Origin of the sequence: Aeromonas sp. ASNIH8 (assembly GCF_002919855.1) — a bacterium.
Lineage (GTDB): Bacteria > Pseudomonadota > Gammaproteobacteria > Enterobacterales > Aeromonadaceae > Aeromonas > Aeromonas caviae.
Genome location: NZ_PQLN01000026.1, coordinates 40,629 through 53,578, shown reverse-complemented (window position 1 = coordinate 53,578; position 12,950 = coordinate 40,629). Strand labels below are relative to the sequence as shown.

The following is a 12,950-nucleotide window of genomic DNA, read 5'->3' as shown; positions in this document are numbered from 1 at the left end:
AAAGAGACAGATACATAATTAACTGAAATCTTCCTTTAACTCCATAAAAAACGCCCCCCATCTTGCGATGGAGGGCGTTTTATTGTTCCGGCTATTGAGCCAAAAAGGCCCAACGTTCAGCGATTACAGGGACTCTGCGGTCGCAACCACGTTTTCCACGGTAAAGCCGAATTCCTTGAACAGCAGCTCGGCCGGAGCGGACTCACCGAAGGTGCGCATGCCGATGATCTTGCCGCCGAAACCGACGTACTTGTACCAGTAGTCGGCGATGCCCGCTTCGATGGCCACACGCTTGGTGACGGCGGCCGGCAGGACGGACTCTTTGTACTCGGCAGATTGAGCGTCGAACACGTCGGTAGACGGGATGGAGACCACGCGCACGGCACGGCCATTGGCAGTCAGCTGCTCATAGGCAGTCACGGCCAGCTCCACTTCGGAACCGGTGGCGATCAGGATCAGCTCCGGGGTACCGGCGCAATCCTTCAGCACGTAACCACCCTTGGCGGCATCGGCCAGTTGCTGGGCGGTGCGGTCCATCTGGGCCAGGTTCTGACGGGAGAAGATCAGGGAGGTCGGGCCGTCGGTACGCTCGATGGCGTGTTTCCAGGCGATGGCGGACTCTACCTGGTCACACGGGCGCCAGGTGCTCATGTTCGGGGTCAGACGCAGGGAGGCGATCTGCTCGACCGGCTGGTGAGTCGGACCATCTTCACCCAGACCGATGGAGTCGTGGGTGTAGACGAAGATGGCGCGCTGCTTCATCAGGGCGGCCATGCGCAGGGCGTTGCGGGCGTACTCCATGAACATCAGGAAGGTGGCGCCGTAGGGGATGAAACCACCGTGCAGGGCGATGCCGTTCATGATGGCGGACATGCCGAACTCGCGCACGCCGTAGTGGATGTAGTTGCCTGCGGCGCTCTCGGGAGTCAGGGACTTGGAGCCGGACCACATGGTCAGGTTGGACGGCGCGAGATCCGCGGAGCCGCCCATGAATTCCGGCAGCAGCTTGCCGAAGGCTTCCAGAGAGTTCTGGGACGCTTTACGGGTCGCGATCTTGGCCGGGTTGGCCTGCAGGGTTTCGATGATCTTGGCGGATTCAGCAGCCCAGTTGGCCGGCAGCTCGCCAGCGGTACGGCGCTTGAACTCGGCAGCCAGGGCCGGGTGAGCGGCTTCATAGGCGGCGAACTTGGCAGCCCAGTCGGATTCGAGCTTGGCACCCTTCTCCTGACCGTTCCACTCGGCGGCGATGTCGGACGGGATGACGAACGGCGCGTGGTCCCACTTCAGGAAGGCACGGGCGGCGGCGATCTCGTCGTTGCCCAGCGGTGCGCCGTGGCAGTCGTGGGAGCCGGACTTGTTCGGGGAACCGTAGCCGATGATGGTGCGGCAGCAGATCAGGGTCGGCTTGCCGGTCTCGGCCTTGGCGGCTTCGATGGCAGCGTTGATGGCTTCCGGGTTGTGACCGTCAACGGCCGGGATGACGTGCCAGCCGTAGGCTTCGAAGCGCTTGGGAGTGTCGTCGGTGAACCAGCCTTCTACGTGACCGTCGATGGAGATGCCGTTGTCATCCCAGAACGCGATCAGCTTGCCCAGACCCAGGGTGCCGGCCAGGGAGCAGGCTTCGTGGGAGATACCTTCCATCAGGCAGCCGTCGCCCATGAAGGCGTAGGTGTAGTGGTCGACGATGTCGTGACCCGGCTGGTTGAACTGCTCGGCCATGGCCTTCTCGGCGATCGCCATGCCCACGGCGTTGGTGATGCCCTGACCCAGCGGGCCGGTGGTGGTTTCAACGCCCGGCGCATAACCGTACTCCGGGTGACCCGGGGTGCGAGAGTGCAGCTGGCGGAAGTTTTTCAGATCGTCGATGGAGAGGTCATAACCGGAGAGGTGCAGCAGGGAGTACAGCAGCATGGAGCCGTGGCCGTTGGAGAGAATGAAACGGTCGCGGTCGGCCCACTTGGGGTTGTTCGGGTTGTGTTTGAGGTGGCTGCGCCACAGCACTTCAGCGATATCCGCCATTCCCATGGGGGCGCCCGGGTGACCGGAGTTGGCTTTTTGAACGGCATCCATACTCAATGCACGAATGGCATTGGCAAGCTCTTTACGAGAAGGCATCTGTATCTCCTGCGATTGCTTCATTTGATGGCCAAGATTAAGGCGCGTTATTGTCCCAGCAGGGGGCGCGGCGTGCAAATATTATCTGGGCGAATAAAGTGGCTTTGGGAGCACAATCGCTTTTCTGGGCGGGGAAAACGATTCAATCCGCCCCCTGCTTTACCTCCATGGAGGTGGATCCCTTCCCCATCCCGCCCCGGGCGGCTCCACCCCCAAATAGTGCTGGCAATCACCGGATGACCTATTTAAAATAGACGTCCAGATGTAGATACCTCTACAGTCATCCTGTCATTATCCGGTTATGGCCAAGGCGATAACCCTTACGAATCGAGAACCAAACATGGCAAAGCTGTTTACTTCCGAGTCGGTCTCCGAAGGCCATCCCGATAAAATCGCCGACCAGATCTCCGATGCGGTGCTGGACGCCATCCTGCAGCAGGACACCAAGGCGCGCGTCGCCTGCGAAACCCTGGTCAAGACCGGCATGGTGATGGTAGCCGGCGAAGTGACCACCTCTGCCTGGGTCGACATCGAACAGATCGTGCGCGACACCGTGCGCGAGATTGGTTACACCCACTCCGACATGGGCTTCGACGCCGACTCCTGCGCCGTGCTGAACGCCATCGGCAAACAGTCTCCGGACATCAACCAGGGCGTCGACCGTACCGACCCGCTGGAGCAAGGTGCCGGTGACCAGGGCCTGATGTTCGGCTACGCCACCAACGAAACCGACGTGCTGATGCCCGCGCCCATCACCTACTCCCACCTGCTGGTGAAGCGTCAGGCAGAAGTGCGCAAGAACGGCACCCTGCCGTGGCTGCGTCCGGACGCCAAGAGCCAGCTGACCTTCGCCTACGACGACGCAGGCAAGATCCTGGGTGTCGATGCCGTGGTGCTCTCCACCCAGCATTGCGACTCCATCAGCCACAGCGATCTGGTGGAAGCGGTGCGCGAAGAGATCATCAAGCCGGTGCTGCCCGCCGAGTGGATCAACAAGGACACCAAGTACTTCATCAACCCGACCGGTCGTTTCGTCATCGGCGGCCCCATGGGTGACTGCGGTCTGACCGGTCGCAAGATCATCGTCGACACCTACGGCGGCATGGCCCGTCACGGTGGTGGCGCCTTCTCCGGCAAGGATCCGTCCAAGGTGGACCGCTCCGCCGCCTACGCCGCCCGCTACGTGGCCAAGAACATCGTGGCCGCAGGCCTCGCGGATCGCTGTGAAGTGCAGGTCTCCTACGCCATCGGCGTGGCCGAGCCCACCTCCATCAGCGTCGAAACCTTCGGTACCGGCAAGGTGGCCGAAGCCCTGCTGGTCAAGCTGGTGCGCGAGTTCTTCGAGCTGCGCCCCTATGGCCTCATCGAGATGCTGGATCTGAAGCGCCCGATCTACCAGGCAACCGCCGCTTACGGCCACTTCGGCCGCGACGAGTTCCCCTGGGAGAAGACCGACAAGGCCGAGCTGCTTCGCGCTGCCGCCGGCCTGTAAGGCCCGAGGTTGTGATAAAAGGGGAGCCAGGCTCCCCTTTTGCTTTTGTGTCCGTCCCGAGGATCCCATGCCTGCCACTGCCACCCGGCTTGACCCCGCCCTCATCGAGATGCTGCTCGCGCGCGTCGAGGCCTGCTTTGTGCAGGCTGAAACGCGCCTTGGCCGCACCTTTCTCCGCCCGCAAGTCCATTGCAACATGCGGGGCCGGGCGGCAGGGTCTGCGCGGCTGCAAACCTGGGAGCTGCGTTTCAATCCGGCGCTCTATCAGGCCAATCAGCAGGCGTTTCTCAGGGAAGTAGTGCCCCACGAGGTGGCGCACCTGCTGGTCTATGCGCTCTGGGGAGAGGGGCGTGGCAAGAGCCGGGTACTGCCCCACGGTCGCCAGTGGCAGTCGGTGATGCGGGAGCTGTTCGGTCTCGAACCCAGCACCACCCACAGCTTCGATCTGGGGGTGCTGGCCCAGCGCACCTTCGTGTATGCCTGCGCCTGCCAGCAGCATCCCCTCTCGGTGCGCCGCCACAACAAGGTGATGCGCGGCGAGGCCCGCTATCACTGCCGCCGCTGTCGCCAGCCCCTGGTGTGGCAGCGCGACACGACGGCGGATTGAGTCACCCCGTGTCGCGCTCCTGTGATAGGGTGCGCGCTTACTTCATTCAACTGTCTCATTGCCAAGGATATTCATGTTTCGCCCTCTGCTCTCCCTCTGCCTGGCCCTGCTGGTCAGCGCCCCGGCCCATGCCGACAACATCCAGACCTTTCGCGCCGCCAAGCAGGATCTGAACAAGCTCTACCAGAGCCACCCCGTCACCTTCTACTGCGGCTGCAACATCAAGTTCAGCGGCAAGAAGATGGCCCCCGACTGGGAGAGCTGCGGCTACCTGCCGCGCAAACAGGCCGAGCGGGCCTCCCGCATCGAATGGGAGCACGTGGTGCCCGCCTGGGAGTTCGGCCACCAGCTCCAGTGCTGGCAGGACGGGGGTCGCAAGAATTGCGGCAAGAGCGACGAGTTCAACAGGATGGAGGGAGACATGCACAACCTCTTCCCCACCATCGGCGAGGTGAACGGTGATCGGGCGAACTTCCGCTTCAGCGACTGGAACGGCAAACCGAACCAGTACGGCAAGTGCCAGATGCTGGTGGACTTCAAGGAGCGCCAGGTGCAGCCGCCCAAGGGGCCGGTGCGTGGCCAGATCGCCCGCGCCTACCTCTACATGAGCCAGCAGTACGGACTGCGTCTGGCGGCCCAGCAGCGCAAGCTTTACGAAGCCTGGGACAGGCAGTATCCGGCTGATCGCTGGGAGTGCGAGCGCAACCGCCGTATCGGCAAGCTGCAGGGCAATACCAATCCCTTCATTGAAAAGCAGTGCCAATAACCCCATTTGACCAGGGAGGGGGAGCGTCCCCCTCCTCCTGAATCCCTTCACTCTCTGTCTCGCGAGCCTTGCTCGCCGCCGTGCAGTAGGGTATTGAAGGGTTTCCAAGCAAGAGACTGACTATCAGCCATGCGCATTCCACGTATCTATGAACCGGCCAGCCTGCAGGTTGGCCAGACCCTCGCCCTGTCGGAAGACTGTGCCAATCACATCGGCCGCGTGCTGCGCATGCAGCCGGGCCAGCAGCTCGAGCTGTTCAACGGCGACGGCAACCAGTACCCCGCCACCATCGCCAACGTCGGCAAGAAGTCGGTGGAAGTGACCATCGACAGTTGCGAGACCCGCTCGGTGGAGTCCCCCCTTGCCATCCACCTGGGTCAGGTGATCAGCCGCGGCGACAAGATGGACTTCACCATCCAGAAATCCGTGGAGCTCGGCGTCACCTGCATCACGCCGCTCTTCTCCGAGCGCTGCGGCGTCAAGCTGCCCGCCGATCGGCTGGAGAAAAAACGCGAGCAGTGGCAAAAAGTGGTGATCAGCGCCTGCGAGCAGTGCGGCCGCAATACCGTGCCCGAGGTGCGCATGCCGATGGAGCTGGACGCCTGGCTGGCGGAAGAGACTCAGGAGCTCAAGCTCAACCTGCACCCGCGCGCCCCTTACAGCATCAACACCCTGCCCATCCCCGAGCACGGCGTGCGCCTGCTGATCGGCCCGGAAGGGGGCTTGTCCAGCGACGAGATCGCCCGTACCGTGCAGGAAGATTTCAAGGAGATGCTGCTGGGGCCGCGGGTGCTGCGCACCGAAACCGCCGCCCTGACGGCAATTACTGCGCTTCAGTGCCGCTTTGGCGATCTGGCCTGACAGCCGACCCCGACCCTCCCCTTCGCAGGGGAGGGAGCAACAGGCCCCTCCCCCTTGTGAAGGGGGAGGCAGGGAGGGGGTCATCACATCCCATCGAGCCATTAGGAAGGAAACTCGGATGACCATTAAACTCGGCATCGTGATGGACCCCATCTCGGCCATCAACATCAAGAAGGACTCCAGCTTCGCCATGCTCGAAGAGGCGCAAAAGCGCGGCTACGAGCTGTTCTATCTGGAGATGAAGGATCTCTACATGGAGGCCGGTCGCGCCTTCGGTACCATGCGCCCGCTCACCGTCAAATATGACTATGCCGACTGGTACAGCCTCGGCGAGGTGGTGGATCAGCCGCTCTCCAGCCTGGATGTGATCCTGATGCGCAAGGATCCCCCCTTCGACACGGAGTTCATCTACGCCACCTACATGCTGGAGCGGGCCGAGGATGAGGGCTGCCTCATCGTCAACAAGCCCCAGAGCCTGCGCGACGCCAACGAGAAGCTCTACACCGCCTGGTTTGCCGAGCACACCCCGACCACGCTCGTCACTCGCAGAGCAGACAAGCTGCGGGCCTTCCACGCCAGGCACAAGGACGTCATCCTCAAGCCGCTGGACGGCATGGGCGGCGCCTCCATCTTCCGCATGAAGGAGGATGACGCCAACGTCGGCGTCATCATCGAGACATTAACCTCTCACGGCAGCCAGTACTGCATGGCGCAGACCTATCTGCCCGCCATCAAGGATGGCGACAAGCGGGTGCTGGTGGTGGACGGCGAACCAGTACCTTACTGCCTGGCCCGCATTCCGGCCCAAGGTGAGACCCGTGGCAACCTGGCGGCCGGTGGCCGTGGTGAGGCCCGCCCCTTGAGTGACGCGGACTGGGCCATCGCCCGCGCGGTGGGCCCGACGCTGAAAGAGAAGGGGCTCATCTTCGTCGGCCTCGACATCATCGGCGATCGCCTGACCGAGATTAACGTCACCAGCCCGACCTGCATCCGCGAGATTGAGGCGGCCTTCGACGTCTCCATCACCGGCATGCTGATGGACGCCATCGAGCGCCGACTGGGCCGCTGACCCCTTCGTTGCCACGGCGAGGACACACACACAAGGGGCCGTGAAGGCCCCTTTGACTGCCGCCCTCCTGCCGGCAAAAAGCGGTTTTGCCCGCCGCCATCAACTGCCATAATCACCCCAAATACCTTTGCACGCTTAGAGATACATACGCTCCATGCAAACACTGCAAAATCACTTTCTGCTCGCCATGCCGAGCCTCACGGACGCTTATTTCCAGCGCTCCCTGGTCTATCTGTGCGAACACAGCAGCGAAGGCGCCATGGGACTGGTGGTCAACATTCCGGTCGACATGTCCCTGGACGCCATGCTGACCAAGCTCAACCTCAATCCCCCCGCCACCGCCGAGATGAAACAGCCGGTGTTACAGGGGGGGCCGGTGCACGGGGATCGCGGCTTCGTGCTGCACAGCTTCCGCCCGGGCTTCAACTCCACCCTGCAGGTGAGCGACGAGATGATGGTCACCACCTCCAAGGACATCCTGGAGACCCTGGGCACCGACGAGGCGCCGGACCACTGGCTGGTGGCGCTCGGTTACGCCGGCTGGAGTGCAGGCCAGCTCGAGCAGGAGCTGGTGGATGGCGCCTGGCTGGTGATCCCCCCCAATCCCAAGCTGGTCTTCGATACCCCCATCCACCTGCGCTGGCAGCAAGCCGCCGCGAGCATTGGGGTCAACCCCCTGCACCTCTCCAGCCAGGTGGGCCATAGCTGACACCCCGGACCTCCCCTCCGGGGGAGACGGCACGCTCTCCCCCCACGATCAGGGGGAGACAGGGAGGGGTCTTCCCCCTTCATTTATCCATCCATTTCGAGGAGACCCCATGTCATCACGCAGCATCATGGGCTTTGACTACGGCACCAAGAGCATCGGTGTCGCCATCGGCCAGGAGCTCACGGGCAGCGCCCGCCCCCTTCGCTCCCTCAAGGCCAACGACGGCATCCCCAACTGGGACGAGATAGAGAAGCTGATCAAGGAGTGGCAACCGGATCTGCTGATCGTCGGTCTGCCGCTCAACATGGATGGCACGGACCAGGAGATCACGGTGCGAGCTCGCAAGTTCGGCAATCGCCTGCACGGTCGCTTCGGCAAGCCGGTGGAGTTCAAGGACGAGCGGCTCACCACCACGGATGCCCGCGCCCGCCTGTTTGAACGTGGCGGCTACAAGGCGCTGGACAAGGGGAGCGTGGACGGCGTCTCCGCCCAGCTCATCGTCGAAGCCTGGATGGAAGAGCAGTACGACTAAACCGGGGAGCCTCCTCCCCCTTGCTTCTCTTTCACCGCCCCGCTCCCCATGGGCCCGCCCTAGGCAAAACGCGTCATCCCCGCCGCGGCCAGGCCATAGAGCCGCCGGATCTCCCCCCGCAACCACATCACCTTGGCATCCTGATTGTGGCGCTTGTGCCACAGCAGGATGAAGGCGATCTCCAGCTGGGCATAGAGAGACTCTTCCAGCGGCAACGGCATGGGGATGAGGTCGGGGTGATGTCTGGCGGCATAGTCCGCGCAATATGAAGGCACCACGGCGATCAGCTCGTGGCTCTTTTGGGCGGCGATATGCAGCGCCTGCTCGAAGCTCGCCACCATGATGGGCACCTGCCGCCTGTGGCCTTCGTCCTCCAGCAGATCATCCAGTGCCCAGCTGTCGCTGGCCTCCCACACCACGCTCACCTGGGGGCAGGCCAGAAAGCGGGTCAGCGACCACGTCTGCCCGAGCAAGGGGTGATCCTTGCGCAGGAACACCACGGGACGATCGCAGAACAGCACCTCATGATCGATGTAATAGGGCAGCCGGTTGACCCTGGCATGGGAGCGGCCGTGGGTCTCCCGGGCACAGAAGCCGAGATCCGCCTCCCCGTTGACGATGTCGTTGAGAGAGTGGTGATCCCAGCCCAGCATCCTGACCACGGAGTGGGGGTACTTCTGGTAGATGGTCGTGGGCAGCTCGCTCAGGAAGCTGATGCCAAAGGGGGACTCCATCACCAGACTGAAGCGGGCCCCCTCGGGGATCGCCTCGCGGTTGAGGGTGCTGATGCTCTCGGTGAGCTGGAACCAGGTCTTGAGCTCCTCTGCCAGGGTCAGGGAGAGGTTGGTCGGCTGCAAGCCCTGGCGCACGCGCACGAAGAGGGGGTCCCCGAACCAGTCCCGCAGCTTGCCGAGCCAGCGCAGCAGCAAGAGGGTCAGGAAGGAAGCGGACATGCTCACCCCGGCCATCGCCATCATCAGCCGGGTGTACTGCTCGGGAGACAGGCCGAACGTGGTCATCAGGACGAGGGGCGAGACGCTCACATAGACCAGGATGGCAGTCACGCTGGCGCTGGTCAGCAAGGCGCGCTGCATGAAGGGGGCCATGCCCAGCAGGGCCAACGGCGATGCCCACGCAGGCTGGCGGGCGGGGCGGGTCTCCTTGAGCAGTCGCAGGTTGACCAGGGCACTGATGGCAGCCACCAGCGCCATGCCCACGAAGATGCCGCGCCACTCGAAGTGCGACAGGATGAGATAACCGAGTACGGGAGCCAGCACCGGAATGACGCAAATCACGCCGTTGATGAGGGAGAGGGCCATCGCGAGGCGCGCCTGGCTCAGCACATCCCGCAGCACGGTGAAGGTCATGATGTAGAGCGCTCCAGCGCCCACCCCTTGCCAGAAACGCCCCAGATAAAACTGGGCGATGCCGGTTGCCTCCGCCGCCACCAGGGAAGCGACCACGAAGATGAGGGCGCCCCCCAGCACCACGGGACGCCTGCCATGGCGATCCGCCAGCATGCCCCCCGGCAGCACGGTAGCCGCCATGCCCAGCAGATAGATGGAAAAAGCGGTGTGGATCTGCGCCTCGCTCCCCTGCAGGGTTTGCGCAATGCGGGGGACGGCCACCAGATAGAGATCGATCCCGAGGGGATAGAGGATGATCATCAGAAAAGTACACAGCAGAAACATACCCATGAAGGCTCCATAGCAGCAGGTTTCACCATCACAGGTGCGCTGTCAGCGAGATTGACAACTCAATCCTGCAAAAGCAGAGGAAGATGCCGGGCACTATAGAGCGGACGGCCTGCCGGGGCCTAGTGACGAGATGGCACTCGGTGGATGCCAATCCGGACATCTCCCGCAGGAGAGGCCCGGACTGGCATGCTCATCGACCCGCCCCCTGCCAGGTCGCCCTTGAGGGGTCGGGTCCGAGGTAACGGGCACGCCGCGATGCGACGTGCCCTCAAGGCTCAGCGACGGCGCACCATTACCTGGCCAGTTGCGTCAGGATGGCGTGGGCCGCTTTCACCCTGGCCGGGATAGGATAGTTGCGGTTGGCCAGCATGACGATGCCGATCCCTTTGGCCGGCACGAAGGCCACATAGGCGCCGAAGCCGCTGGTCGAGCCGGTCTTGTTGAAGAGCACAGGGTGCCCTGCCGCAGCGGGCGCGGGCGCCGCCGGGTTGGCATTGTAAATCATCGCCGGGGAGTTGCCCGCCAGCAATGTCTGCTCGCTGACGGGATAGGCGTAACTCTCCCAACCCAGTCCCTGGGTCATCCCGCCTACCGAGTAGTGCCCTTTGTGGGTCAGGGAGATGGCCTGCTGCAACGCCTTGTCATCAACCCCGCTGATGTTGGCCTTCACAAAGCGCAGCAGATCCGCCGAGCTGGTCTTGATGCCGTAGGCCTCGTCCGCCAGCATGCCGGGGCTGACCCTGATGGGCTTGTCCTCTTTCGAATAGCCATAGGCATAACTCGCCATGGCCTGCTTCGGCACATTGACATAGGTGTGGTGCAGGCCAAGCCCCGGCAGGAGCGTCTGCTCCATCAACTGGGCAAACGGCTGCTTCATGCTGCTCGCCGCCAGGTGGCCGAACAGCCCTATGCTGGGGTTAGAGTACTGGCGATGGGAACCCGGCGAGTAGGCTGGGGTCCACTGGCGGTAGTAGGCCTGCATCTTCTCGAGCGAATCCACCTCCTCGGGGAATTGCAGCGGCAAGCCGCCCGCGCTGTAGGTAGCCAGCTCCCCCATGGTGATGCTGTCAAAGGCGGATCCCTTGAGCCAGGGGGCGTGCCGGCTCGCCTTGTCATCCAGTTGCATCGCTCCCTTGACCACCGCATAGGCTCCTAGGGTCGCGGTCAGGGGCTTGCTCACGGAGCCTATCTCGAACAGGGTCTGCTCGCTGACACCGACCGCGCGCTCCCGATCGGCCACACCGTAGTTGAAATAGTGGGCCTTGCCATCCTTGAGCACGGCCACCGCCATGCCCGGGATCCTGTGCTCCTTGAGCAGCGGCCGGATGCTGGCATCCACCACGGGGCGCAGGGGATCGGTCGCCGCCTTGTCACCGGCATGAGCCAGACCGGCCCACATCAGGGTGGCCAAAGCGCCCCACAGGATGGATTGTCGTTGTTGCATAGCATGTCTCCTGACTGTCGTTAGCAAGGTATCGCCATGGCGGCGACTGATGAGCCCAGCATAGTCCCACGAGGTGTGCTGCCGATGAGGCTCTGTGAAGTCTGTGTGAAGCCACCCCCTCTTTTTACCCATGAAAAAGGGGAGCCATGGCTCCCCTTCAATCACCTTGCAACACGGGCTTATTTCTTGCCCGGGTTGTCCCAGATCCCCTCTTCCAGCTGACTGCGCAGCTCGGGGTACTTGTTGGCATCGAAGGTGGGGACGCGCCCCAGCTTGAGCTGGTCGTTGTAGTCCTTGGCCAGCTTGATGGCGACGCCGGAGAGCAGCAGGATGGCCACCAGGTTGACGATGGCCATCAGCCCCATGGAGACATCCGCCAGAGCCCACACGGTCGGCAGCTCGCCCACGGAGCCGAACATCACCATGCCCAGCACGAACATCCGGAACAGCATCAGGCCGCCCTTGTGGTTGTGCTCGAGGAACACCAGGTTGGTCTCCGCATAGGAGTAGTTCGCCACGATGGAGGTGAAGGCGAAGAAGAAGATGGCCGCTGCGATGAAGATGTTGCCACCGCCGCCCACCTGGGAGGAGAGCGCACGCTGGGTCAGCTCGACACCGGTCACACCGGAGCCCGGCTCGAACTGGCCGGACATCAGGATGATGGCGGCAGTACAGGTACAGATGACGATGGTATCGAGGAAGACACCCAGCATCTGCACATAACCCTGGGAGGCCGGGTGCGGCGGATAGGGGGTGGCGGTGGCGGCAGCATTGGGGGCAGAGCCCATGCCCGCCTCGTTGGAGAAGAGGCCGCGCTTGATGCCGTTGATCATCGCCTGGGAGATGGCATAGCCCATGGCGCCGGAACCCGCCTGCTCGATGCCGAACGCAGACTTGATGATCAGGGCCAGCACGCCGGGCAGCTCGCTGATGTTCATGGCCACCACGAACAGCGCCATCAGGATGTAGGCGAGCGCCATGAAGGGCACCACCAGCTCGGCGAAACGGGCGATGCCGCGGATGCCGCCGAAGATGATGAGGCCGGAGAGCACCACCAGGGCCAGACCGCTCACCCAGTCAGGGATGCCGAAGGCGACGTTCATGGCCAGGCTGATGGAGTTGGCCTGCACCGCGTTGAACACCAGACCGAAGGCCAGCAGCAGGCAGAGGGAGAAGACCACCCCCATCCAGCGCATGCCGAGGCCGCGCTCCATGTAGTAGGCGGGACCGCCCCGGTAGTTGCCATCCTCATCCTTGACCTTGTAGAGCTGGGCCAGGGTGCTCTCCACGAAGGCGGTGGCCATGCCGATGAAGGCGATCAGCCACATCCAGAAGACGGCGCCAGGGCCACCCAGATAGATGGCGACGGCCACACCGGCCAGATTGCCCGTCCCGACGCGTGCCGCCAGGCTGGTACACAGAGCCTGGAAGGAGGAGATGCCGGCGCTGTCGGATTTGCGACTGTTGCGCAGGACCGAGAACATGTGGCCGAAGTGGCGGATCTGGATAAAGCCCAGACGGAAGGTAAAGAAGATACCGACCCCGATCAGCAGGTAAATGAGCACGGCTCCCCACATCAGGTCGTTAATCATTGCAATCAAGGTGTCCATAATTCTCTCGTTGTTATCACATCCATGGCCAGTCTGCGCTGACCGCTC

General features: G+C 63.0%; 11 protein-coding genes. 7 read left to right on the top strand and 4 right to left on the bottom strand.

What is annotated here, in order from left to right:
• Positions 1 to 123: 123 nt before the first annotated feature.
• Positions 124 to 2,115, bottom strand: coding sequence for a transketolase (tkt, locus tag C3418_RS09195; protein WP_010673870.1), 1,992 nt, complete (start codon positions 2,113 to 2,115; stop codon positions 124 to 126).
• A gap of 340 nt (positions 2,116 to 2,455) precedes the next feature.
• On the opposite strand from tkt, the gene metK reads away from it, so the two are divergent.
• The 7 genes from metK to ruvX all read left to right on the top strand — a co-directional run bounded on the left by metK (position 2,456) and on the right by ruvX (position 8,151).
• Complete coding sequence (gene metK, locus C3418_RS09190) at positions 2,456 to 3,607, top strand: methionine adenosyltransferase (protein WP_010673869.1); 1,152 nt, start codon at positions 2,456 to 2,458, stop codon at positions 3,605 to 3,607.
• A 67-nt stretch (positions 3,608 to 3,674) separates the two neighbouring features.
• Positions 3,675 to 4,214, top strand: a complete 540-nt coding sequence (locus C3418_RS09185) for a SprT family zinc-dependent metalloprotease (RefSeq protein WP_010673868.1) — start codon at positions 3,675 to 3,677, stop codon at positions 4,212 to 4,214.
• A 73-nt stretch (positions 4,215 to 4,287) separates the two neighbouring features.
• Positions 4,288 to 4,980, top strand: a complete 693-nt coding sequence (locus C3418_RS09180) for an endonuclease (RefSeq protein WP_010673867.1) — start codon at positions 4,288 to 4,290, stop codon at positions 4,978 to 4,980.
• A gap of 129 nt (positions 4,981 to 5,109) precedes the next feature.
• Entirely contained in the window at positions 5,110 to 5,841 is a 732-nt protein-coding gene (rsmE, locus tag C3418_RS09175) for a 16S rRNA (uracil(1498)-N(3))-methyltransferase (RefSeq protein ID WP_103858317.1), read from the top strand.
• Between the two features lie 118 nt (positions 5,842 to 5,959).
• Positions 5,960 to 6,910: a glutathione synthase gene (gshB, locus tag C3418_RS09170; RefSeq protein WP_010673865.1), complete on the top strand. Its 951-nt coding sequence runs from the start codon at positions 5,960 to 5,962 to the stop codon at positions 6,908 to 6,910.
• 154 nt (positions 6,911 to 7,064) lie between these two features.
• Complete coding sequence (locus C3418_RS09165; RefSeq protein WP_010673864.1) at positions 7,065 to 7,619, top strand: YqgE/AlgH family protein; 555 nt, start codon at positions 7,065 to 7,067, stop codon at positions 7,617 to 7,619.
• Between the two features lie 109 nt (positions 7,620 to 7,728).
• The gene (gene ruvX / locus C3418_RS09160; protein WP_010673863.1) at positions 7,729 to 8,151 is read left to right on the top strand and encodes a Holliday junction resolvase RuvX; all 423 of its coding nucleotides are present in this window, start codon (positions 7,729 to 7,731) and stop codon (positions 8,149 to 8,151) included.
• Positions 8,152 to 8,210: 59 nt separating this feature from the next.
• On the opposite strand, the gene yidZ is transcribed toward ruvX, so the two are convergent.
• The 3 genes from yidZ to C3418_RS09145 form a co-directional block, all read right to left on the bottom strand.
• Positions 8,211 to 9,818, bottom strand: coding sequence for an HTH-type transcriptional regulator YidZ (gene yidZ, locus C3418_RS09155; protein ID WP_258039915.1), 1,608 nt, complete (start codon positions 9,816 to 9,818; stop codon positions 8,211 to 8,213).
• Positions 9,819 to 10,140: 322 nt separating this feature from the next.
• Positions 10,141 to 11,292 carry a CMY-1/MOX family class C beta-lactamase MOX-8 gene (locus C3418_RS09150; protein WP_010673861.1) on the bottom strand — a complete coding sequence of 384 codons (1,152 nt, stop codon included), beginning with the start codon at positions 11,290 to 11,292 and terminating at the stop codon, positions 10,141 to 10,143.
• A gap of 179 nt (positions 11,293 to 11,471) precedes the next feature.
• The gene (locus C3418_RS09145; RefSeq protein WP_010673860.1) at positions 11,472 to 12,902 is read right to left on the bottom strand and encodes a sodium:alanine symporter family protein; all 1,431 of its coding nucleotides are present in this window, start codon (positions 12,900 to 12,902) and stop codon (positions 11,472 to 11,474) included.
• Positions 12,903 to 12,950: the final 48 nt, after the last annotated feature.